The sequence below is a fragment of the Nonlabens antarcticus genome (assembly GCF_015356755.1).
GTDB lineage: Bacteria > Bacteroidota > Bacteroidia > Flavobacteriales > Flavobacteriaceae > Nonlabens > Nonlabens antarcticus.
Map to the genome: position 1 here is coordinate 68,611 of NZ_JADFCO010000065.1, position 24,722 is coordinate 93,332.

General features: G+C 37.7%; 21 protein-coding genes and 1 pseudogene. 18 read left to right on the forward strand and 4 right to left on the reverse strand.

Translation table 11 applies throughout. The annotated features are described in order from the left end of the window. The first annotated feature begins 19 nt into the window (after positions 1-19). The 10 genes and pseudogenes from IQ282_RS08310 (at position 20) to IQ282_RS08350 (ending at position 8,948) form a co-directional block, all read left to right on the forward strand. Entirely contained in the window at positions 20-358 is a 339-nt protein-coding gene (locus tag IQ282_RS08310; RefSeq protein WP_194851403.1) for a phage holin family protein, read from the forward strand. A gap of 86 nt (positions 359-444) precedes the next feature. Beyond that, entirely contained in the window at positions 445-1,773 is a 1,329-nt protein-coding gene (gene tig / locus IQ282_RS08315; protein ID WP_194851404.1) for a trigger factor, read from the forward strand. Between the two features lie 84 nt (positions 1,774-1,857). Beyond that, positions 1,858-2,544, forward strand: a complete 687-nt coding sequence (locus IQ282_RS08320) for a ClpP family protease (protein WP_194851405.1) — start codon at positions 1,858-1,860, stop codon at positions 2,542-2,544. Between the two features lie 143 nt (positions 2,545-2,687). Continuing rightward, a complete protein-coding gene (gene clpX, locus IQ282_RS08325; RefSeq protein WP_194851406.1) occupies positions 2,688-3,923 on the forward strand; it encodes an ATP-dependent Clp protease ATP-binding subunit ClpX in 1,236 nt (411 codons plus the stop codon). A gap of 597 nt (positions 3,924-4,520) precedes the next feature. Beyond that, on the forward strand, positions 4,521-5,894 hold the full coding sequence (locus tag IQ282_RS08330; protein WP_194851407.1) for a hypothetical protein: 1,374 nt from the start codon (positions 4,521-4,523) through the stop codon (positions 5,892-5,894). Continuing rightward, complete coding sequence (locus IQ282_RS08335) at positions 5,872-6,321, forward strand: hypothetical protein (protein WP_194851408.1); 450 nt, start codon at positions 5,872-5,874, stop codon at positions 6,319-6,321. Before IQ282_RS08330 ends, IQ282_RS08335 begins: the two co-directional genes overlap by 23 nt. A 13-nt stretch (positions 6,322-6,334) precedes the next feature. Next, positions 6,335-6,496: pseudogene (locus IQ282_RS14980) on the forward strand (ATP-dependent Clp protease ATP-binding subunit ClpX); the annotation flags it as partial. Positions 6,497-7,269: 773 nt separating this feature from the next. Next, on the forward strand, positions 7,270-7,692 hold the full coding sequence (locus tag IQ282_RS08340; RefSeq protein ID WP_194851409.1) for a hypothetical protein: 423 nt from the start codon (positions 7,270-7,272) through the stop codon (positions 7,690-7,692). Then, the gene (locus IQ282_RS08345; RefSeq protein WP_194851410.1) at positions 7,692-8,228 is read left to right on the forward strand and encodes a hypothetical protein; all 537 of its coding nucleotides are present in this window, start codon (positions 7,692-7,694) and stop codon (positions 8,226-8,228) included. The genes IQ282_RS08340 and IQ282_RS08345 overlap by 1 nt, the downstream gene beginning before the upstream one ends. A gap of 423 nt (positions 8,229-8,651) precedes the next feature. Beyond that, the gene (locus IQ282_RS08350; protein WP_194851411.1) at positions 8,652-8,948 is read left to right on the forward strand and encodes a hypothetical protein; all 297 of its coding nucleotides are present in this window, start codon (positions 8,652-8,654) and stop codon (positions 8,946-8,948) included. A gap of 36 nt (positions 8,949-8,984) precedes the next feature. Here the strand turns inward: IQ282_RS08350 and IQ282_RS08355 are convergent, their stop codons facing one another. Next, positions 8,985-10,130 carry a sensor histidine kinase gene (locus tag IQ282_RS08355; RefSeq protein ID WP_194851412.1) on the reverse strand — a complete coding sequence of 382 codons (1,146 nt, stop codon included), beginning with the start codon at positions 10,128-10,130 and terminating at the stop codon, positions 8,985-8,987. A gap of 136 nt (positions 10,131-10,266) precedes the next feature. On the opposite strand from IQ282_RS08355, the gene IQ282_RS08360 reads away from it, so the two are divergent. The 3 genes from IQ282_RS08360 to aat all read left to right on the forward strand — a co-directional run bounded on the left by IQ282_RS08360 (position 10,267) and on the right by aat (position 12,238). Beyond that, on the forward strand, positions 10,267-11,118 hold the full coding sequence (locus IQ282_RS08360; protein ID WP_194851413.1) for a flavin reductase family protein: 852 nt from the start codon (positions 10,267-10,269) through the stop codon (positions 11,116-11,118). Between the two features lie 2 nt (positions 11,119-11,120). After that, on the forward strand, positions 11,121-11,495 hold the full coding sequence (locus tag IQ282_RS08365; RefSeq protein WP_194851414.1) for a DUF3127 domain-containing protein: 375 nt from the start codon (positions 11,121-11,123) through the stop codon (positions 11,493-11,495). A gap of 95 nt (positions 11,496-11,590) precedes the next feature. Then, entirely contained in the window at positions 11,591-12,238 is a 648-nt protein-coding gene (gene aat, locus IQ282_RS08370) for a leucyl/phenylalanyl-tRNA--protein transferase (RefSeq protein ID WP_194851415.1), read from the forward strand. A 69-nt stretch (positions 12,239-12,307) separates the two neighbouring features. Here the strand turns inward: aat and IQ282_RS08375 are convergent, their stop codons facing one another. Continuing rightward, the gene (locus IQ282_RS08375) at positions 12,308-12,874 is read right to left on the reverse strand and encodes a DNA-3-methyladenine glycosylase I (protein WP_194851931.1); all 567 of its coding nucleotides are present in this window, start codon (positions 12,872-12,874) and stop codon (positions 12,308-12,310) included. Between the two features lie 53 nt (positions 12,875-12,927). Between IQ282_RS08375 and IQ282_RS08380 the strand changes: the two genes are divergently transcribed. The 5 genes from IQ282_RS08380 to def all read left to right on the forward strand — a co-directional run bounded on the left by IQ282_RS08380 (position 12,928) and on the right by def (position 22,012). Continuing rightward, positions 12,928-13,425, forward strand: coding sequence for a nuclear transport factor 2 family protein (locus IQ282_RS08380; protein WP_194851416.1), 498 nt, complete (start codon positions 12,928-12,930; stop codon positions 13,423-13,425). Positions 13,426-13,702: 277 nt separating this feature from the next. Continuing rightward, complete coding sequence (locus IQ282_RS08385; protein ID WP_194851417.1) at positions 13,703-17,062, forward strand: T9SS type A sorting domain-containing protein; 3,360 nt, start codon at positions 13,703-13,705, stop codon at positions 17,060-17,062. 224 nt (positions 17,063-17,286) lie between these two features. Beyond that, a complete protein-coding gene (locus IQ282_RS08390) occupies positions 17,287-19,365 on the forward strand; it encodes a M13 family metallopeptidase (RefSeq protein WP_194851418.1) in 2,079 nt (692 codons plus the stop codon). A gap of 87 nt (positions 19,366-19,452) precedes the next feature. Then, the gene (locus IQ282_RS08395; protein ID WP_194851419.1) at positions 19,453-21,363 is read left to right on the forward strand and encodes a CocE/NonD family hydrolase; all 1,911 of its coding nucleotides are present in this window, start codon (positions 19,453-19,455) and stop codon (positions 21,361-21,363) included. 4 nt (positions 21,364-21,367) lie between these two features. Then, positions 21,368-22,012 (forward strand): peptide deformylase, encoded by a 645-nt coding sequence (gene def, locus IQ282_RS08400; protein WP_194851420.1) that lies wholly within the window; start codon positions 21,368-21,370, stop codon positions 22,010-22,012. Between the two features lie 318 nt (positions 22,013-22,330). Here the strand turns inward: def and IQ282_RS08405 are convergent, their stop codons facing one another. Next, positions 22,331-24,028, reverse strand: coding sequence for an ABC transporter ATP-binding protein (locus IQ282_RS08405; RefSeq protein ID WP_194851421.1), 1,698 nt, complete (start codon positions 24,026-24,028; stop codon positions 22,331-22,333). Then, positions 24,006-24,719: a 3'-5' exonuclease gene (locus IQ282_RS08410; protein WP_194851422.1), complete on the reverse strand. Its 714-nt coding sequence runs from the start codon at positions 24,717-24,719 to the stop codon at positions 24,006-24,008. The genes IQ282_RS08405 and IQ282_RS08410 overlap by 23 nt, the downstream gene beginning before the upstream one ends. Positions 24,720-24,722 lie beyond the last annotated feature (3 nt).

The window sequence follows — 24,722 nt, forward strand, 5'->3', positions numbered from 1 at the left end:
ACGGTAAACAAATAAGCTTATGAAGTTTTTAATGAACTTAGTACTCACTGCTATCCTTGTAATCTTGCTTTCCTACCTATTACCAGGAGTTGCCGTCGAGGGATTTTTTACGGCTTTGTGGGTAGCACTAGCTTTATCTGTTCTTAACTTTATTGTTAAGCCTATTTTAGTAATACTGACCTTCCCCATAACCGTATTGACCTTAGGTATCTTCCTTCTGTTTGTGAATGCCTTTATCATTCTTATGGCAGACTGGCTCGTGAGTGGTTTTGTTGTGGATAATGCTTGGTACGCTTTGATTTTTGCAATCTTGCTCGCAATAGCAAGATCGCTCTTGATCAAAACGAATGAAGAGTGAGAGTAACACACACTATGAATGGCTTTGTTTACATCCAAATAAAGCTTAATTTTGCAGCCCGAATTTAACAGCATAAAAGTCTTTAAATGAATATCAAGCGCACTGACACAGACGCACTTAACGCGACATTAACGATTGAGGTATCTCAAGCAGATTATAAAGAAAAATTAGATAAAATCCTTGCAGACTATCGCAAGACTTCTACTATTCCAGGTTTTAGAAAAGGACACGTTCCAGCAAGCTTGATAAATAAAAAATACAGGACTCCCATTCTTGTTGAAGAAATCAACAAGTTGATCCAGGAGCAATTGAACAAGTACATTACCGAAGAGAAATTAAATCTATTAGGAAACCCGTTACCGTTAGATCAGGGGGAAATCGATTGGAATTCAGAAGATTTCAAATTTGATTTTGAATTAGGATTGGCTCCAGACTTTGAGGTAGATCTTAAAGGTCAAAAAGCGATTACCCATTACCAGATCAAAACAGATGATGAGACGATTAACAAACAGATCGATCGCATACGAGAGCAGTACGGTAAATTAACGAGTAAGGATGAAGTTGAAAAAGGTGATGAAGTTGTCGGTATCTTCCGTAATGATGATGAAGAGATAAATGCTGATGCAACCTTCCCAATCGATAAGATCAAAGGAAAAGCAAACGAAAAGAAATTCATAGGAGCTAAGAAAGGTGACACCATAGAATTGAACACTAAAGGTCTTTTTAACGATGATCACGATCTTATGAACATGCTCAAAATAGAACATGATAAGGCGCATGATTTAGATATTCCAGTATCATTTGAAGTTACCGAAGTAAATTCCCGTGAGATGGCCGAAATGAATCAAGAGTTTTTCGACAAACTATTTGGTCCTGATGCGATTAAAACGGAAGAAGAGTTGAGAGAACGCCTGAGAGAAGATGCTAAAAAGCAGTTTGCTCAACAAACAGATCAAAAGTTACTTACTGACATTACAGAAGGCTTGATAAACGATACAAAATTTGACCTTCCTGCAGATTTCCTAAAGAAATGGATTGCTACTAGTGGAGAAAAGGAATTGACAGAAGAAGAAGCCGCAACAGAATATGAACGTTCTGAAAAAGGATTGAGATATCAATTGATTGAGTCTAATATTCTTAAGGCTAATGAAGATCTTCAATTAAAATTTGAAGATTTGAAAGCATATGCAAGTGAGCAAATCCGTGAGCAAATGAAGCAATACGGTCATAATGATGCTACTGATGAAGAAGTAGATCAAATCGTTGCGCGTATCATGCAAAATCAGGAAGAAGTAAAAAGAATGAGCGAGCAATTGCAGAATGAAAAAATGCTTCAATTCTTCAAGACAAATGCAAAACTAAAGGAGAAGGAAGTCACTTATGAAGATTTCATAAAAGAAGCGTACGACGCCTAGCCTTTCTTTAATCACTATCTTAGGCGTTAACTTTTACAACTAGGTTAACGCCTTTTTAATACAACAAAAAGTAATATTGCGTTTATGACTATAGCTAAGGAATTTGAAAAATACGCAGTAAAAGATCGCGGTATAAACCCGATGTATTACGACAAAATAATGGGTAGCATGTACCCTACTAACTTCACCCCTAATATTATTGAAGAACGTCAAATGAACGTTGTTGCGATGGATGTATTCTCGCGTTTGATGATGGACAGGATTATTTTTATGGGTACTGGCGTTAGTGACCAGGTGGCAAACATTATACAGGCGCAGTTACTCTTTTTGGAAAGTGCAGATGCGGTAAAAGATATTCAAATCTATATCAACTCACCAGGCGGTAGTGTTTATGCCGGTCTAGGGATTTATGATACGATGCAGTTTATCAAACCAGACGTCGCTACGATCTGTACAGGAATGGCTGCTAGTATGGGAGCTGTTTTATTATGTGCCGGTGAAAAAGGGAAACGCAGTGCGTTGCCACACAGTCGCGTGATGATTCACCAGGTTTCGAGCGGTGCACAAGGTCAGGCATCTGACATTGAGATTGCTATTCAGGAGACTATAAAGCTGAAGGAAGAGCTGTATGAAATCATTGCAGAACACACTGGAAAAACCTACGAGCAAATTAATAAAGATAGCGATCGGGATTTCTGGATGCGTGCAGACGAGGCTTTAGAGTATGGAATGATTGATGAGGTTCTTAAAAGAGATAAGTCTGTAAAATAAGAAGAAGTGGTTTTCGTTCTGATAAATGTTCGCTTTCGCGAAAGCGAACTCGAAAGAACTTTAAACCATCTAATTACGACTAAACATAATACGATTGTAGCCGTATAGATTTTTAACAGCTGCCATAGTATAAAAATTCAAGAATGAGTAAGGAACAATTAGAATGTAGCTTTTGTGGTCGCAACAAGGCAGAAACCAATCTTTTGATTGCGGGTCTGGATGCACACATTTGCGATCGTTGTATTGAACAGGCCCACGGTATTGTTTTAGAAGATGGTAAGGAAGAGGAAAGTAATATTTCCAAAGCTGACCTAACTCTCAAAAAACCGAAAGCCATAAAGGATTTTCTAGATCAATATATCATTGGTCAAGAATTTACTAAAAAAGTGATGTCTGTAGCTGTTTACAACCACTACAAGCGATTATTACAGCCAGCATCTAATGATGATATTGAGATTCAAAAATCGAATATCCTCATGGTAGGTCAGACCGGTACCGGTAAAACCCTTATTGCAAAGACGATTGCCAAAATGCTAAATGTACCACTAGCAATAGTGGATGCTACAGTTTTGACAGAAGCTGGTTACGTGGGAGAAGATGTAGAAAGTATCCTTACCAGATTACTACAAGCTGCGGATTATAACCTTGAGAAAGCGCAAACCGGTATCGTCTTTATAGATGAGATTGATAAAATCGCTCGAAAAAGCGATAATCCATCCATCACAAGAGATGTATCTGGAGAAGGAGTGCAGCAAGGGTTACTTAAACTTCTAGAAGGAACGGTGGTAAATGTGCCACCTAAAGGAGGGCGCAAGCACCCAGATCAAAAATTTATAGAAGTTAATACAGAGAACATACTGTTTATCGCTGGAGGTGCTTTTGACGGCATTGATAAGGTAATACGCAAGCGTTTGAACATGCAGGCAGTAGGATTTTCTGCAAGTATGTCTAATGATCTTGTTGCAGAAAAGGACAATCTACTTCAATATATTATTCCTAAGGACATCAAAGATTTTGGGATGATACCTGAGATCATCGGTCGTCTTCCTGTGTTAACACATATGAATCCACTGGATGCTTTTACTCTTAGAGCAATTCTTACAGAACCTAAAAATGCAATCATCAAGCAATATGAAAAGTTGTTTGAAATGGATGATATCAAGTTTACCATAACTGAAGGTGCTTTAGATTACATTGTTGGAAAAGCCATCGAATACAAACTAGGTGCTCGTGGATTACGCTCCCTTTGTGAAGCCATTTTTACTGATGCTATGTTTGACATGCCAGGTGGTGACATCAAAGAATTTAAGGTTACAAAACATTATGCCGAGTCAAAACTAGACAAAAGCGGAATACAGAAATTGAAGGCTGTTTCGTAGGTTGTTCAAGTTTGAAAACAAAAAAATCGTTCTAAAAGAACGATTTTTTTTGTTTTTAATTTTTTGAAAGTGACATAGTAGTCATTGTTCTAGTATTTCTTCTAATGTCCCTAAAAGCGTGGTATAATTACTGACGTCAATTAACTGCAATGACAGATTTTCTATTAATTATCAATTTACTATAGGGTAAATTGTCCTATTCACAGATTACAGAAATTATAAAAATAAACCATGACCTTAATTCTAAAAAAAACGAAACTCTTAAAAAGATCTCTAATAAAAATGAAATGTTGATTTTTTAAATTGGTAAAGAGATTCATCTTTGATCCACAAATTTTTCAATGGTATAGAACTAGATTATGGATGTACAAAATCATATTCCACCTGCATTATTTATAGAATCGGGTCATTAGGAAAGAATACGATAAGTAATATTCAGAAATCTTGTTTTAAAGAAACTTTATCGCCACGAGAAAATGTATGATTCTTTAGCAGTGCGTTATTTGGCGGAGAAGTAGGAGGAGATAGTGTAAATACTTTATATGGATAATTTAGAACATAAAATTTTATTATATATTTATATTTAAAATAAATCCTATGAAAAATATATACCTATTGCTATTGATTCTATTCACTATCGTTAGTTGTGAAAAAGAGGATCCCATAGAAAACTATTCCAGCTTAGAAGGTGCTTTTCAAAATTCCAATATCAGTAACTCAATCCCTTACGACTTTAGAGTTGACTGGGCGTCTGGAAGTGAAATATTTTCAGAAAATTTCAATTCACTAATCACGGAATATCCTATAATTTACAATTCAGCATTTAATCCTACAAATTTTGGGACAAAGCAAATGGCTACATACACCATTTCAAAAACTACAGAGGATAATGGTGTTAAGTTTTATACTAATAAGTATATAAACTTAAAAAACAACAAGAAGAAACCTTTCGTCAATAGCCAGCGATTTAACGGTAAATTAGATATTTTCCAAGAAGATGGTGATTTAGTCTTTACAAATTTAGTTAGAAATGGAAGTGTAATTGCAATGGGCTCAACCATTGAGGGTCCTGAAATACAAGAGAAAAAATTTTCTTTGAATAGGCAGTTATTAATAGTTTGGACTGATAGTTACACAGATTGGTACACAGAAGATGGGAACGGTGGTGGTGGTATGAGATACGTAAGAACTACACACAATGGAAGAACAGCCCAATACTACTGGTCAGACACTGATGCTGATCTATATGATTTTTATACTTCCTACCCAGATGATTTCAATGGCGGTGGTGGCAGTGGTTCATCAAATACTAGAACAGTAAGTGTTGAGGAATCCACATTGAGGAAGATTAGGGATAGGCATTTAATAGATGAAATAATTATTGACCCCTCATTTAAGAATACTAAAGCTGAGTGCGTTTATAATAAATTAAATCAACTTTCCTCAAACTTTAAGTCATCCATAAAAAACTTTGACCGAGAGTTTACTGTAGCCGATTTAGCTCTAACAGTCGATTATGGATTGACAAACATTCAAGGCGGCGTAACTAACAATAGTCATAATGATCGTATTATAATTAAGATTAACGGTAACTTGTTAGAGAACAGAACCGCGTTAGGAATCGCTAGGACTTTGGCTCATGAAGTGATTCATGCTGAATTATATCGAAAAGTAAGGTCTGTTGGAGGGAGTGTTTCCATTAATAATTTTCCAGGTATTTATGATTATTACAGGAGACATGTGAAGAACTGGCAACACGAACAAATGGCAGCACACTATAGAGCCACAATATCAAAAATATTGAAAGAATTTGATGGTAATGATGCTACGGATTCCCAATTTTATGATGACTTTACTTGGGAAGGTTTAACAGAGACGACGTCTTGGACAAGTTTATCTCCAGAAGAAAGAACAAGGATTGAAACTGTTATTTTAAATTATAAGAAAAATGGAAATAAAAGCTGCAATTAAACTAGGGATTAATATCGTAATAACCTTGATAGCATTATTGTGTTTTCAAACTAATGCACAAATATCAGAACCTGTACATCTGTCTTATAATATTGATAACACACAAAAAACTAAACTAAAAAAGATCGTTCAAAAAAACGGAGAGGTTCATTTCTATATAGATAGACAACATTTTATATTTAATCCTGAAGATGCACAAGTCTTAAGTATGAACACTTCTGGAATTAAACAAGATATTATACAGATTAGTACTTTCGAAAATTTAGCCCACAAAGAAAGAATAAGATTGGTCAAGGAAGGTGATGCTTCTAATTCTGTTAAAATATTATTTAATGATGAGGTATTTAATACAATTTATTTATACGAAAATATTTGTGACTCCTTAACAAATAGATATTCTGTTCAATGGATTGAAGAAATTGAGTGATTCATCTTAAAGGAAACTAGGCGCCCGCGGACTGCGATCGCTGTGTGAGGCCATTCTAACCGATGCGATCTTTGAAATGCCCAGCGACGATACCAAGGAATTCAAAGTAACAAAACACTATGCCGAGTCAAAGCTAGACAAAAGCGGAATACAGAAGCTGAAGGCTGTTTCGTAGGTGGTTTAAGGTTTAAGGTTTAAAAAAATCGTTCCTTCGGAACGATTTTTTTTGTTTCTAAAAGCGATATATTTAGTTGTAGGAACTGGATATTATATACTCCCTTTGCTCACAATAGCAAATGCAAAATCATCATCTTAACAGAAATAAACAAAACCTTTACGCAACCATTTAAACAAAAACACACCTACAAATAAACCACTATAATGAACTTCAAATCACCAACCTTACTCCTACTACTTTGTAGCCTTTTATCCTGATAAGCTGCGATAGCGATGACGATTCTAATAACAATAAAAAACAAATTGCGTTTGTAACATCCATTGAAGCACCCAGCACTGGTTTTGTAAATCAAAAGCTGGATTTAAAAATCAGCTTTCCAGTCAACAATGGTTGTGGAAACTTCAATAGATTCATAGAGTCTGGATCTGGATTTAATAAAAGCATTGAGGTAGAAGCAGTTTACATCGGGGAGGTATGCACGTTCGACATTCCAATCAGAACCGCAACATATTCATTCACTCCCAAAACTAAAGGAATCTATAAATCAAGTTTTAGAACAGGAGAAGATAAACTTCAGCCTATTACTATTTTGGTGAAATAACTATTTTGACATAAAGCCAAAGCCTAATCTTATATAAACATTCTTTTCAGAAGATCCTAATCACTGCAAAAATATGATTGCTTCTAGAATGATGGTGGAATTATTTTTTAGAGAACGGCTCGAATACAATTATCCATCGTAACAAATGGTGGAAGAGTTCAATTCAACAATGCGGATCGAAGCGTTATTGCTACTGAATATCAAACTACTTTTACTGGAAATGGAAACTGTGCTGACTAATTTTTTAGAAATTCAAGCTTCTCTATTTTATTATAATGATAAATCAGATACTTCTTCCTATCAACTTTCTAACGAATCTAGAAATCTTAAAAAGGTTTTAAAACAGTATGAGAATTCAGACACAACTGCCATATCTGCTACAACGGCAATAAAGCTTACGGATATATATTTTGCTACAAACCCAGATGTTACTGATATTGCTCTAGGTCAATTTTTCAAACAACAAATTACTAATTCTTTGAGGTCAGTAGGTGGTAGTATAAATAAGAATAGGCCACCATTTCCCATACGTAATCCTGCACCGTACATAACCAGGATTATCGGATTGAGTGATCCATACAATCGTAACTAATGAAAATTATTTTATCTGCCTTAATAGCTGTATCCGTTATGTTAAATACAAAGTTTGAAAAAATGATTGGTAAACATATATCAATATTTGAAAAGGCTACTTGCTGTGATTTTGAAAATAAGCTTTTTGGTAAAGATTTTTATTATTTGGATAGTAGTTTAAAAGAAAAAGAATATTTTACTATGAATTATAACACACTTTCCGTTGTTGTAGATGAAAATAGTACTATAAATTCAATAACAATTCATTTTAGAAATGTTCTAGATAAAGAGTTTTATAACGTATTTGTGGAATACTATGGAGCACCAGACAGTATTCAAACAATCAAAAATAAAAACGTTAGCTCTAGGTCATCGTATACTGATCCAGATGATAATCTGTCTCAATACCTTACAAAGAGTACTTTCGATCTGAGAGAAGGTAAATTTGATGAGAACCCTCTATATATAATATGGAAAAAGAAAAATTATCAAATGAGGGCATTTTTAAGACACAATCAAAATCTAAGTGAGATTACTTTTAGTAGTAATCAGTAGTTATCAGGCAGATTTGATTAAAGGATGAAACGATGACAATTTCAAATTTTAAATGGGAATCGAATTAATTTCCACAATGTCGACGTGATATCCATTCCTACTGAATATCAAACTACTTTAACTGGAAATGGAAACTGTGCTGACTAATTTTTTGGAAATTCAAGCTTCTCTATTTTATCATAATGATAAATCAGATTTTTCTGCCTATCAACTTTCTAACGAATTTAGAAATCTTAAAAAGGTTTTAAAACAGTATGAGAATTCAGACACAACTGCCATATCAAATATTTTAAAAAAGTTTTTGGAGATGATTTAGGATTACTAGATATTACTAATTATTCGTGGGGAGATCGATGTTACACATTTCAAGTTTTTAAGATCGTTGATCGTGAGTTTTACTCCGTCAATATTTGTGTGAGCTTTTTGGTCCCTTTTTACTTGGCTTACAGCAGCCACAATAAATTTGGAGAAGAAGTTATAAAAGACTCTGGCGTATTTATGGTGGTGGATGAGGTCATACAAATGGAGCCGTTTGACAATCTGTATTGGGATAGATTAAAATTGAAGGAAGCTATGTCAGATAACTTTTCCATCACAGAGTTTCCAGGATCTCTTATAAACAAGCAGTTCAAGGAATCCTACTGGTTTGGAGATAATTGTAAAAATAAATTTACTTATTTCCACGCTTTCTTTAAAAACGTAATGGACGTGCAGAAATAATTAATGTAGAATATTCTTTGTTTGTTTTTAAAATATTCACCCCTTCTCCAGCGCAATCTCAAACACGGTACCTTGATCGAGCTTGCTTCCCTTTACCCGCAGTTTGCCGTCGTGATAATCGTTGATGATTCGTTGCGCTAGCGAAAGCCCCAATCCCCACCCACGTTTTTTTGTGGTAAAGCCTGGATTGAAAATACGTTTCCAGAGTCTTTTCGGGATTCCTTTACCCGTATCAGAAACCGTGATGTACACTTTCTTAGAATCTTCTCGCAGTACTACTGCAATAGCCCCTTTACCGCGCATGGCATCAATACCATTTTTAATTAAATTCTCGATAACCCAAGCAAATAATTGCTCGTTCATTTGAACCACAATAGGCTGATCTGGTAATGTTATAGAAAAGCTGATTAATTTTGAGGAGCGGGAGCTTATATATCCCGTAGCCTCTCGTGTCTGCTCAACAATATCCAGAGGTAATAATTTAGGGATAGAACCTATTTTAGAGAAGCGTTCCGTGATCATCTGCAAACGGCTTATGTCTTTTTCCATCTCATCCACATAACTAGGATCGATAGCAGATTCTCGTAAAATAGCTGTCCAACCCACTAATGATGATAACGGAGTTCCTATTTGGTGGGCACTTTCCTTTGCCATTCCAGCCCATAATTTGTTTTGTTCCGATGCTTTAGTAGATCTGTAAAAAAATAAAATCACCGCACCGAAAAGAAACATAATAAGCAACAAGGACAAAGGATAATATTTCAGTTTCTTAAGCGTATCGCTATCGCCATAGTAGGTGGTGGAAATGACGGCACCATCAAATAAAGTGACGATAGGCTCGTTCTGGCTGCCATAGGAAAGCATTAATTCTCGCAGTTGAACAGAATCTTTGGATACATTTTCCGGTAAGTTTGCTGCAAATAATTCGCCGTCTTTATTCTCCACTATAATGGGACTCGTTGTATTGCCAGTTACCGTAAGGCCCAATTCTCCTAGGTCTGCATCCAGCGATTGATTACCCAGATCCTTTAATGCGATGGCGTATTCTTGCATATTTCGCCGTTCTGATTGTTTCAGTTTTTGGAAAAATAAATATGTATTCCACAGGATTAAAGAAGTAATTAAAACACCAAAAACGATGATGATCCATCGCAATAGGTTCTTATTTGAAGTAAAATTCATGCAGCCTGCTCAAAACATTTAAAAATACAACTATTCCATAAACGTAAATCCGTCTAAGAAAGTACTTGGGATTCGCCATAAATGGAATTGGAAACAGCAGCGAGAAATACTACCTTTGAAATCCTGTAATAACTAAATGAAAATAAGACCAGAAGACTTAGAGAATTCAAAGCTTTACGGCTATCTAACCAGCGCCGTGCAGCCACGTCCCATTGCTTTTGCAAGTACTATTGACGTTGACGGTAAGGTGAATCTTTCCCCTTTTTCTTTTTTCAATGTTTTCAGTGCAAACCCTCCAGTGCTTGTCTTTTCACCAGTACGCCGTGGTCGTGATGGTACCATAAAAGATACATTGACAAATGTCCAGCAAACGGGCGAGGTAGTAGTCAATATTGTTAATTTTAATATGGTACAACAAATGTCGCTGGCAAGTACGGAATATGAAACCGGCGTCAATGAATTTGTTAAAGCGGGATTAACACCAGTGGAAAGCGATCTGGTAAAACCACCACGCGTTGCAGAAAGCCCGGTTCAATTTGAATGCAAGGTGCTGGAAATAAAAGAACTGGGAACAGATGGCGGAGCAGGAAATCTAGTGATTTGTGAAGTCATTTGCATTCACATCAATGACGATATTCTCGACGCAGATCAAAACATAGATCCATTCAAGATTGACACGGTCGCTCGTATGGGTGCTAACTGGTACTGTCGTGCAAAAGATGCGATGTTTGAGGTGGAGAAGCCGTCTAGAAATCATGGTGTAGGCGTGGACGCGTTACCTCAAACGGTTAGAAACAGTGAGGTTTTAACTGGTAATGATCTGGGCAAACTAGGAAATATTCATGAAATCCCTGAGGCTGATGAAGTCCTCGCTTTCGCGAAAGCGGAAAACCTACAATCTTCATCTATAAAAGAAAAACACATTAAGGCAAAAGAATTGATCGCAAAAAACGCCATCACTGATGCCTGGAAAACTTTATTATCATAACTATGGAAGTTCAAGGAAAAATCAAACTAATAGGAGAAACCAAAACATTCGGATCTAATGGTTTCCAGAAACGTGAAATGGTCGTTACGACTGAAGAGCAGTATCCACAACCGATTATGGTGGAGTTTGTGCAAGACAAAACCAGCTTGCTGGATTCCTTCAATATAGGTGATGCCGTTAAAATAGGTATCAATTTACGTGGTCGTGAATGGCAAAGTCCACAAGGAGAAACTAAATACTTCAATTCCATCACGGGATGGCGCATTGAGAAAATGGGAACTGGAGCAGCACCTACCGCTGAAGGTGTACCACCTTTTGATGAGTATGATCCTATTACAAATTCTAGTGATGAGGATAACGATGACTTACCATTCTAGGTAAATCGTTCTTCCTTTTAAATATTTGATCCCAGCCTAAATGCTGGGATTTTTTTTGAAATGGAGGATTTATCCTCATAAGCTTCCTTTCCATCATGCAAATTTTAAATCACCAACTTCTATTTCCGGATCCCAGCACTGCTGCAGTTCACGGCATGCTAGCTATAGGTGGTGATTTGAGCGTGGAACGACTTGTACTCGCCTACAACTCAGGTATTTTTCCCTGGTACAACGACGGTGACCCTATTTGCTGGTGGTCACCAGACCCTAGAATGATTTTTGATTTACAGATTGAATCCTCTATGAAAGTCTCAAAATCGCTGCGCCAAAGCCGTCGCAATCGCGGCTATGAAATCCGGGAGAATACTTGTTTTGAGACGATAATGAGAAACTGTATGGAGAATCCGCGATCTGATCAGATGGGAACCTGGATTAGTGAGGAATTAGTGCAAGCTTATACTAACTTGCATGAGTTAGGATATGCAAAAAGCATCGAAGTATTTAAGGATGAAGTACTTATAGGTGGTCTGTACGGTATAGACTTGCCGCAGCATGGCATTTTTTGTGGAGAAAGCATGTTTTCTATCAAAACAGACGCAAGCAAACTGGCGCTATGGCATTTAGTTGAGAAATTAAAATTGCAGAACTACCGTTGCATTGATGCGCAACTTTATAACGATCACCTTGCTAGTCTAGGCGCAATTGAGATTGATAGGGAAGTGTTTTTATCTTATTTACGATAGTCTTTAAATTCTGAAAGCTTCTCTATTAATAAAATATTATTTGACTTTTTAAGGTGGTGAAAATTTAATCTACACCTCGTCATATCTAAAGCAACTGACCTCGTGATCGTTGACCATTCCTGTAGCTTGCATAAAAGCATAGATAATTGTGCTTCCCACAAACTTGAATCCTAGCTTCTTGAGGTCTTTAGCAATCTGATCAGAAAGTGGGGTATTAGGCGCGGCGTTACCATAATTCTTCACAGCGTTTGTTATGGGTTTGTGGTTCACATATGACCACATAAAATTTGAAAAACTACCGTGATCCTTCTGGATATTTAAAAATAACTGAGCGTTTGTTATAATAGACTTTATCTTCAATTTATTACGAATTATTCCAGCATTCTGTAGGAGTTCGTCAATTTTGTTTTGATCGTAACTAGCTATTTTATGAGCATCAAACCCATCAAGAGCGTTGCGGTAATTCTCCCGCTTTTTAAGAATGGTGATCCAGCTTAATCCAGCCTGCATGGTTTCTAGAATTAGAAATTCAAAAAGTTCTTGATCATCATAGTTTGGCTTTCCCCATTCCTTGTCGTGGTACTCTTCATATAAGGCATCTCCTTCACACCATCCACACCGGTGCTTTATTTCCATCTTTTCCATGATATGAAAATAGGTTTAATTATATTGAACTTCAAATCTGAACCATGAGATCTATTTTTCTATCATTTATTTTAGTGACCTGTTTGACCAGTTGTTCTACCTATCAAGAAATCTCAAAGCCTCAAGCCGGCGAGATCGTAGATCAATGGCATAAAGCGGCTGCAGATGCTGACTTTGATACTTATTTTAATCTTATGACTAGCAATGCAGTTTTCATAGGTACAGAAGCGACTGAAAACTGGCAACTTAAAGAATTTAAAGCCTTTTCAAAACCTTTCTTTGATCGCGGTAAAGCCTGGTCGTTCACTTCATTACAACGTAATATCTATTCAGAAAATGAGGTGGTTTATTTCGATGAACTACTCGATACTCAAATGGGAATTTGTCGCGGTAGTGGTATTCTAAAAAAGGAAAATGGTTCTTATCGCATTGCTCACTATGTTTTATCCATAGCAGTGCCTAATGACAACGTTGACAGCCTTACCGAAATGAAGAAAGAGTGGGACCAAAAATATATCGACAAACTGCAAACGAGGAATTAGTGTCACTCGACCTAAACTTGCATCTTGTCGTCAAGTAAAAGATTTCGGATTAATTACTAAATCAATTCAAGTCCTTTAGGGTAAAGGGCTTCCATACTTCTTTGATTTTAATTTTAACACAATTTAACAGTAATTTCTGTCGATTAACGGCAACACGTTATTACACTTTATCGAATAAGAATGTATGTTGGCCTATATGGTTACCACCCATAGAATACTTAATTAGCGCACCTCTATGTGCTTGTATCTTGCTTGAGCATTACAGCAAGTTACATCTATGAAAATCACTACTTTAGTTTTTCTTCTTCTCTCAATCACGGCAACTGCACAGTTCAGTACAGATGCTCCATGGATGCAGAATCTAAACGTAGCAAAAAGTAGTGCAGAGCCATCCTTTGAGAATATCAAAAAAACTGGAGAGCAATACTGGTTACAAAACGATACGTCTGTAGCTGGTAGTGGTTATAAATCTTTCTTACGATGGGCAGAAAGAACAAAGTCTTATTTGAAGGCAGATGGAACTGTACAATCCTCTAGTGAAGTTCAAGAAGCATTCAATTCCTTAAACATTGCCAAAACTACCCCTAACGCTGTATCACCAGACGGATCAAATTGGAGCCCTGTAGGACCATTCAATTATGAAAACACTTCTTCATGGTCACCAGGTCAAGGTACTGTAAATACTATCGCAGTTGACCCTAACAATCCCAACACATATTATGTAGGAACTCCTACTGGTGGACTTTGGAAGTCTATTGACGGTGGCAATAACTGGAAACCACTTACAGATCACCTATCCCAAATAGGTGTTAGTGCAATTGCTATCGATGGTAATAACTCTGATATCGTCTACATAGGAACCGGTGATGATGATGGAGGCGATTCTTCTAGCATTGGAATGTTGAAATCTACTGATGGCGGAAATAGTTTTTCTACAACTGGTTTGAAGTTCAACTCTTCTACTGCGGTAATTAGCGAAATCTACATTGATCCTACAAATTCTAAAAAAGTATTTGTTGCTTCTAACAGCGGTTTGTACGTAACAATTAATAGTGGCTTAACCTTCAAAAAAGTTTTTAGCGGTAATGCTAAGGATATCAAATTACAACCTGGAGATTCTAACAACGTCTACCTAACCACGAACTCTTCTTTTTTCAAATCCAGCGATGGTGGAAAAAGCTTTTTCCAAACAACCACTGGTTTGCCTTCAGGCATTTCACGTATGGTTATAGGAGTTACTAAAGCTGACTCATCTAGGGTTTATCTACTCGCAGTGGATATGGGAAATTCGTTGTTAGGAATCTACCGGTCTAATGATGCTGGAGCCACTTTTTCAAAGACAGATAATGGAACTGATATCATTGAGACTACTCAGGCATGGTACTCTCTAGCGTTAGAAGTTTCACAAACTAATCCAGACGTCATTTTTACGGGATGCCTTAATATATGGAAATCCACAAATGGTGGTGCTGGATTTGAAAAGATCAACTCCTGGAATGCTCCAGAATCTGTTGCATATACCCACGGCGACATCCACCAGCTTAGACAGTTTAACAACGAGCTTTTTGCTATGACTAACGGTGGTATTTATAGAAGTACAGACGACGCAACATCTTTTACAGACTTGACGGGAGGACTTCAAATAGGACAATTTCTAAGAATTGCGGTAAGCCCGCAATCTAGTAAGGATATTACAGGCGGTCTTCAAGGTAATGGAGGTTTCACTTTTAGCAATGGTACTTGGAAAAATTTCCACGGTGCAGATGGTATGGAATCAGGAATTAATCCTAATAATTCTAACATCAGATACAGCTTTACTCAATTTGGTCTTGGATTGCATATTACAGAAGATGGCAGCACACTAGCAAGAAAAATTGATGGCCCAGCCTTAGGTAACTGGATCACTCCTTTAAAAACGAATAGTGCCGGAGTTATTTACGCAGGGTATAACAAATTATATAAAGTTGAGGGAAATAAATTTGTAGCGGTTTCTAAAAGCTTTATGGGAAACATAGATGTTTTAGAGCTGGATCCTATTAATGAGGACATCATGTATGTTGCGTTAAAAAATCAACTTTTTAGATCTACAAATACTGGAAAGGACTTCTCATGGATTAAGGAATTACCAGGGGACATCACAGCCATTGAAGTAAACAACAACAATAACAACATCCTCTATCTTACTACAGGAACTGTTAACGGTAAAGTGTTAGTTAGCGATAACATGGGTGCCGATTTTAAAGACATCAGTCATAATTTACCACGACTGGGTAAAAATACTCTTGCACATCTAGCTAACAGCGCTGACAATGCATTGTTCTTAGGAACAACAGCAGGCGTATTCAAGTATGTAGATTCAAATAATACTTGGGTAAATTTTTCTAAATTGTTACCTACAGTAGATGTAAGAGATATCGAGATCAATACAAATGACATGATCATGACTGCGGGTACTTATGGTCGTGGTATCTGGCAAACACCTATTGAATTTGTCCAGCCTATGACAGATGTTGTTTTGAAATCTGCAACAACTGCCGGTGGCATCATTGATTGTGGCAGCAATAATATCACAGTTTCTTTAGGTAATATGGGAGTCAATACTATTGATGAAGTAACTTTATCTTATACCATCAATGATGGAACTGCGATTTCTGAAAAGTATAACCTAGTAATTGAGCCACAAGGGACAAAAGAGATCACTATTGAAAACCTAAACTTAAAGCCAGGAAGCTATCAGATCAAAATAACTGCAACTACAGCGCAAGACGAGTTTTTGAGCAATAACTTCAAGACCATAAGAATACTTCAGAATGCTCCTGCAACATTAGATACCACTTATGATTTTGAGCAGGCAGTCATGGTTACTGAAAATAATGGAAGCTCAGAGGTATTGTGGGAAAACGGAATTCCTAATGGTAGTAAATTGAACAAGTCATTCAATAATAATAAGGTATACGCCACAAATTTGAATGGTAGCTACACAGACCAGACAATTGCTTATTTATATACGGGATGCTATGATCTAACAGATACTGCAGATGCCCAGTTCCAGTTTGACATGGCATATGATCTAGAAGAGAATTGGGATATCTTTTATTTAGAGTATTCCATTGATCAAGGTCAGAACTGGAATCTTTTAGGAAATGAAGATGGTGACAACTGGTACAACTCTAATTTAGGCTCCGATGGTAGCAACTGCTACAACTGTCCTGGTGGACAATGGACTGGAACTGATACAGAGATGAAAACGTATGCAACATCTCTAGAAAATCTAAAAGGTACTTCTAGCGTTGTTTTCCGTTTTGTATTTCATTCTGATCAATCTGGAAATCAAGAAGGCGTTGTTCTAGATAATGTAAAAATCACTGGAAAATCAATAGAGAAGAAACCTGAAAATGTAAGCTTACTTTATAGTGTATATCCTAATCCTTCCAATGGTATTTTCAAGATCAACTGGAAAATGGAAGTTGAATACAGCTATATTGTTACAGACATGACGGGAAAAACAATCCTACAATCAGATTCTAGCAATGATAAAACGACGCAGTTGGATCTTACTGATGTTGCTAGCGGTCTATACTTCTTGCACGTGAATGCAAATGGCGTCACAGATGTCAAAAAACTTTTGGTTCGCTAGTTACTTAAACCACTACTCTGCAACCAGAAGGCTCCTCTATAAAAAGAAGAGCCTTTTTTTGTAACATTTAATTAATGTGTGCAACTTATCCTAGGTGGAGTTCGCTTTCGCGAAAGCGTAATTGCCATCAATTACAGAATGACAGCAAGAAATTGTTAAACCACTGATAATCGCCGCATTAATTCTGGGGAAAAATTACATTTACAATCTAAATTTTTAATATCATGAATTACAAATGGAACGTCGCTAGGTCGTTGTTAGTTCTAGCAGCAGTAACAGTCTTTACCTCTTGTAAGGACGAGAAAGAAACTGAAATGGCAGAAAATAAAGTTTATCCCGGTATCGATTTTACCGCCATGGATACACTTGTAAGCCCTAAAGATGATTTTTATCGCTATGTAAACGGTACCTGGATTGACTCCACAGAAATTCCTGCAGACCAGACGGTATGGGGCGGTTTTAACAAACTGCGTAAGGATACAGACGCAGACGTTCTAGCAATATTAAATAAAGCAAAGGACGATAAAAATTTAGATCCTGAATCAGATCAAGCAAAAGCGGTGTATGTCTATCAATCGATTATGGACACAGACAATCGCAATAAGGCTGGTTATGAACACTTGACGCCCTACCTTGAAATGATCGATAACATTAAAAGCGTGACAGAGCTACCCATAGTACTGGGTGAATTATCAGCTTATGGGCTGAACGGCTTGGTTTCATTTAATGTAGGACCAGATGCTAAGGATACTAATATGAACGTGGCACAACTAGGAGCAGGAAGCCTGGGAATGGCCAGAGAATATTATGTAGAAAAAGATGCAGATAGTAAAGAAAAGTTAGAAAAATATCAGGAACACGTTGCCCGTTTGTTGAAGATGACGGGAACAGATAGTTTATCCGCAGGTAAAATGGCTGCAGGAATTGTTGCTTTTGAAGGTAAAATGGCTAAACCTAGGCTGGATAAGGTTGCTAGACGTAATCCACTGTTATCTTATAACCCGATGCCTAAATCCAATCTTAAAAAATTAGTACCAGCGATGGACTGGAAGGCTTATTTTAAAAATGTGGGCGTGAAAGATTTTGACACCATCGTAGTGTCAGAACCAGATTACTTGAAAGCCTTACAACCTATGATTACTCAAAACAATTTGCCGGTAATTAAGGATTATTTGAAATGGACCATGATCAACCAGTCTGCTAGCTTTCTTTCGGTAGAGTTAGAAGATGCAAACTGGGATTTTTATTCTAAAACGATGACTGGTGCTGTAGAACAAAAGGCCGCTAACGAGCGTGCCCTAGCTATCGTAAATGGAACTGTTGGTGAAGCCTTAGGTAAATTATATGTGGAAGAAAAGTTCCCACAAGAAGCTAAGGACAAGGCCACAGAAATGATTGAGTACGTTAAACGTGCCTATGAAGTGCGCATCAATGCACTGGACTGGATGAGTGCAGATACTAAGAAAAAAGCGATCGAGAAACTTAATGGAATGACTATCAAAATAGGGTATCCAGACAAGTGGAAGGATTATTCTGAAATGGAAATCACGAGCCCAGATAATGGCGGTAACTTGTTTAACAACATGATGGCCGTGATCAAATGGAATCGTGAGGACAACCTAGATAACCTAGGCGATAAAGTGGACAAGAGCGAGTGGTTCATGTCACCACAAACTGTGAATGCTTATTATAATCCTTATTATAACGAGATCGTTTTTCCAGCAGCAATATTACAACCACCCTTTTATGATTATAATGCAGATGCTGCCATAAACTTTGGTGGTATGGGTGCTGTAATAGGTCATGAGATCTCCCATGGTTTTGATGATAGCGGTGCTAAATTTGATGCCGCAGGAAACATGACAAACTGGTGGACAGATGAGGATAATACTAAGTTTGAAGGACTAGGAACTAACCTTGCAGATCAATATAGCGCCATTGAAGTTATGCCAGACGTTTTCATCAACGGTGAATTTACGCTAGGAGAAAACATAGGTGATTTAGGTGGTGTAAATGCTGCTTATGACGCATTGCAAATGTGGCTAGATGACAAGGGAATAAAAGAGGAGAATATCGATGGGTTCACCCAGCAACAACGATTCTTTATAAGTTGGGCAACCGTATGGCGTACTAAAATGCGCGATGAGGCATTACAACAGCGCATCAAGGGCGATACTCACTCTCCTGGAATGCAACGTGGTTATGTGCCGCTTCAAAATATTCAGGCTTTCTATGATGCGTTTGACATCAAAGAGGGAGATAAAATGTACATAAAACCAGAAAACCGTGTGGTTATTTGGTAAGTTTTAATAAAATTCAATCAAAGGCGCTCCATATCAGAGCGCCTTTTTTTGTGAGTTCACTTATCTTTAGACGATAACTTTGAGATTATGAAAAATATATTTGTTGCAGTGTTGATGATGTTGAGTTTCGCTTTCGCGAAAGCTCAGTCCTCATCAACTTATGTAAAAGAAAACTACACTAAAACGGTCGAATACATCCCTATGCGAGATGGAACGAAACTCTACACGGTCATTTATGAGCCAAAGGATACTTCTAAAAAATACCCCATGATGATGCAGCGCACCTGTTATAGTGTGGCGCCTTATGGAGAAGGTGAATTTAAAAGCTCCCTAGGTCCTAACAACTTTATGATGAAAGAAGGGTACATTTTTGTCTATCAAGATGTTCGCGGCCGCTGGATGAGTGAAGGAGTTTTCAATAACATGACGCCTAATATTCCCGGTAACGATGTCAAGAATAAAACCGATATCGATGAGAGTTCTGACACTTATGACACCGTGGAATGGTTAATCAATAATGTAAAGAACACTAATAAAAAAGTAGGCCAGTGGGGTATTTCCTATCCAGGATTCTACACTGCTGCAGCATTACCAGATGCTCACCCAGCCTTAGTTGCTTCTTCACCTCAAGCACCTATCGGCGATTTTTTCTTTGATGACTTTCATCATATGGGAGCAACATTGCAAAGTTATCTAATGGCGTATCCAGTATTTGGGCATCCTACAGAAGGCCCAACATCAGAAAGCTGGTATGAGGACAAATGGGACGCGATGCGTGCCGCTGGTAATATGAAAGATTCCTATGCTTTCAACATGGATTTAGGCCCACTTAAAAATGTTACTGATAAAATTTATCCGGATAACACTTTTTGGAAGGAAGTTTCAGAGCATCCTAATTATGACGAATTCTGGCAGAAGCGCTCTATCGTCAACCATTTGCAAAATGTTGATCATGCGGTAATGACCGTAGGCGGCTGGTTTGATGCTGAGGATTTATACGGCCCCTTGACGATCTATAAAAATATAGAACGAAATAATCCTAAAAATAAAAATAACACGATAGTTATGGGACCCTGGAGTCATGGGAACTGGGCTCGCGAACCGGGAACGCAGATGGTAAATCATATCGTCTTCGGTGATAGTATATCCACATTTTATCAACGTGAGATAGAAACACCGTTTTTTGAACATCACTTAAAAGGTAAAAAGAATCCACAGTTGCCAGAGGCTTACATGTTTGACACAGGCTTAAAGCAGTGGGAGAAATTTAATGTATGGCCACCACAACAAGAGCAGATTGTCTTTAGTTTTGGAAAAAATGAAGAGTTGCTCATCAATGAGAAAGCTGATGAAAACGCCAGCTTTAATTACGTGAGTGACCCGGCAAAGCCAGTCCCTTTTCGCAGTGAGGTGACACCTGTAACCTTTACACCGCGAGCTTATATGACAGATGATCAACGTCACGCTTCCCGACGACCAGATGTGCTTACCTTTAAAACAGATATACTAACTGATAACACAAGGCTCGCCGGAGAAATACAAGCAAATTTAGAAGTCATCTTAAAAGACATTACGGATGCTGATTTTATCGTAAAAGTAATTGATGTTTATCCAAATGATATGGAAAACGATCCTAAGACACCAGCAGGAGTAACGCTCGCAGGTTACCAACAGCTGGTTCGCGCCGAAACCTTTAGAGGAAGATTCCGCAATAGTTTTGCAGATCCAGAACCGTTTACTGAAGGTCAGAAAACATCAGTTAATTTTCCATTACAGGATGTATTGCACACCTTTAAAAAAGGACACCGCATCATGATCCAGATTCACAGCACCTGGTTCCCTTATATCGATAGAAACCCACAGAAATATGTGGACAATATATTTGAGGCAACAGAAGAAGACTTCACTGCGGGAACCGTTCAAATTTTAGGATCCAGTGCCGTTAGTGTTGGGAAACGTCCCGATTTTAATGTCATGGATTTACAACCTAAAAACTAACATCATGAAAAGAAACATCAAGATTTTCAGTTTATTAGCCATCATAGGAACTTTTTCTGGCTTGCAAGCACAGGTTAAAAATATTGAAGAGTCTTTTACAAAACAACAAAGCGAACTCATCATGGCTTCCAGTGCAGATAAACCTATGAGAGTGTTTAAAATTACCAGTGAAGCAGACTCCTTATTGCTACGTGAAAATAGTAAGATGGTGAATGTTGACCCAAAAGACCCAACGTTGCGCAGGTTAGTGGATCGCATGTATGCAACTGTAAGAGATAGCATGTCATTAGGTGCTGGTATTGCTGCGCCTCAAGTGGGTGTGCTTAAAAGAATAGCATGGGTACAACGATTTGACAAACCAGACTTTCCCTTTGAAGTAATTCTTAATCCTAATATTATTCAGTACTCTGTTAAGAAACAAGAATGCAGGGAGGGCTGCCTTTCTATTCCAGACAGAAGCGACACTTTAAATTCAAGATCTTATGCTATTCTCGTAGAATATGAAACAATGAATGCAGAACGCAAGGTGGAAATGGTCGAGGATTTCACGGCTGTTATCTTCCAACATGAAATTGATCACTTAAACGGGATTCTTTATCTGGATCATCTAAAACAAGAGCAGGAAGATGCAGCTCGCCGAGAGCCTTAACTTAATTTAAAGATAATTTGTGTTTTTTATCGAATAATTAGAACCTTATAGCAGTTAATTAAGTGTTTATTGTGATATTAGAACTTTCTAAGATTTAAAACATATAACTGTGCAAACATCCATTCAAAAACCTAGTAATATCATGTCTACTTATTTATTAATTAAAGGTCTTTGTAAACTGGTAGCGCGTACTTTTTTTACGTTCTAGACATATAAGTTTTTTGCTTTCACAAAAATATAAATCCCATTCAGGAATAAGCTGAATGGGATTTTTATATTTTGGGCCGTCTTGGAGAGTCAAAACAATCCTCTTTCTATCTACTGTGGAATGGCGTCAATCAATTTCTTAGTATATTCTTGCTGGGGGTTCGCATAGAGCTCATCAGACTCGTTCTGTTCTTCAATCTTTCCTTTATTCATTACAATGACACGGTCACAGAAATACTTCACTACGGCAAGATCATGAGAAATAAATAAATAAGATAGTCCTAAGTTTTCTTTAAACTCGTTCAAGAGATTCAGCACCTGAGCTTGTACTGAAATATCTAGTGCACTAACAGACTCATCACAAACGATTAGATCAGGTTGCAAGGCTACAGCTCGAGCTATTCCTATACGTTGTCGCTGTCCACCACTAAATTCATGCGGGTACCGGTTATAATGATCTGCCGTTAGACCTACCCGCTCTAAAAGTTGCTGCACCATTTCTATTCGTTCTCGTCTGCTGTTTCCTATACCGTGCCATTGCATGGGTTCTAAAATGGCATCACCCACCTTAATACGCGGATTAAGTGAAGCAAATGGATCTTGAAAAATGATCTGTATCTTTTTACGCAGTTTGCGCAACTCGGTTTTTGATATACGGGAAATATCCATTCCATTAAATAGTATGCTACCGGCTGTGATGGGAGTCAAGCCTAAGATCATATTGCCTAACGTACTTTTCCCACAACCACTTTCTCCGACTAATCCTAGACTTTCGCCACTAAATAGATTAAAACTAACATCATCCACTGCGCGATACGTTTGTTGCGGCTGGAATATTTTTTTCTTCAATTGATAATCCTTGATGACGTGTTGAACAGAGAGAATCGCGTCTGCATCATAGAGCTTTTTATGTCGCTGCGTGCGTTCTTGAGTTGATTCTATTGCCACCTCACTTGTTCCTTCCATGAAGTTCTTGATCGTGGGAAGACGTATCAACCGACGGTTAGTTTCTGGTCTGGCTGCTATGAGTGCTTTTGTATAATTGTCTTTGGGATTATTGAAAAGCTCTTCCGCGGTGGCCGTTTCTACAATACGCCCTTTGTACATCACTGCGATGCGATCTGCCACCGCTTGAACCAATGATAAATCATGAGAAATAAAAATAATGCTCATCCCGTACTCCTTTTGCAGCGATTTGAGCAGCAGTATAATTTCTTTTTGTACGGTTACATCCAGCGCAGTGGTAGGCTCGTCTGCAATTAATATTTTGGGTTTACAGGCAATTGCCATGGCAATCATGACGCGCTGCATCTGACCACCGCTTATTTCATGAGGGAATTTTAAATAAGTAACGTCTGGCTGGGGTAATTTTACTTTTCCAAATAATTCTAGCACCTGTTTTTTTCGTTCTTGCAGATTCAAATTGGTGTGAATTTGAAGGATTTCGGCAACCTGACTTCCACAGGAAATGGTAGGATTTAAAGAACTCATGGGTTCCTGGAAGATCATGCTGACCTCGCTTCCGCGAAAGCGTGACCATTCACTATTGTTCATTTTCAGGACATCTTTATTCAAAACCATTGCTTTATCTGCAACAATCTGAACATTATCCTCTGGTAACAATCCCATCAAAACTTTACTAGTCACTGATTTGCCACTTCCTGACTCACCTACTATCGCTAAGATTTCGTTCTCAAAAAGCTTAAAATTGACATCATACAACACCTGAGAGGCTCGATCTCCAGGGCCGAAGGAAACGTTGAGCCCGCTTACCTCTACTAAGAGTTTATTTACTGACGATTTGATCATCTGTGAGAATTTTTTCACCGCGTAATCTTAGAAATACTTGAGCTACCGCTACAACATCGCGCTCACAATAATTTGCGATGCGATCTATATCATTATCAATATAAAATACATCGCGTACCTGAGATCCGTTAATATCATCTTTAGGGGATTCAATATTTAGAATGCGCGTCAATAATTTAAGACTCGTGAAATGTTTGTAATCGCCAAATTTCCACAATTCCATCGTATCGAGATGCGGAATTTCCCAAGGCTTTTTGCCAAAAAGATTCAGCTTTGCCGGTAATTCCATCCCATTGATGATCATACGCCTAGCAATATAGGGGAAGTCAAATTCTTTAGCATTATGACCACAAAGTAGGTTTTCATTCCTAGAAAAATGTTCTTCCAGCATTTTAGAAAAATCTGTGAGCACCTGTATCTCCGTACCTGTGTAACTTGTGGTTCTAAACTGTAAAGCTGAATCTGAAGTTTTGAAGAAACCTACAGAAATACAGACGATCTTCCCAAACTCTGCCCAGATGCCTGCACGGTCATAAAACTCTTCCGGCGTAAATTCGTCACGACGCTGGTATTGGGTTTTGAGTTCGTATAGCTCTTGATCTTCTTCTACTAGATTATTAAAGTCTTCCTCTTGGGGAACCGTTTCAATGTCTAAAAAAAGGATGTTTTCAAGAGCTAATCGCTGGATCATAAT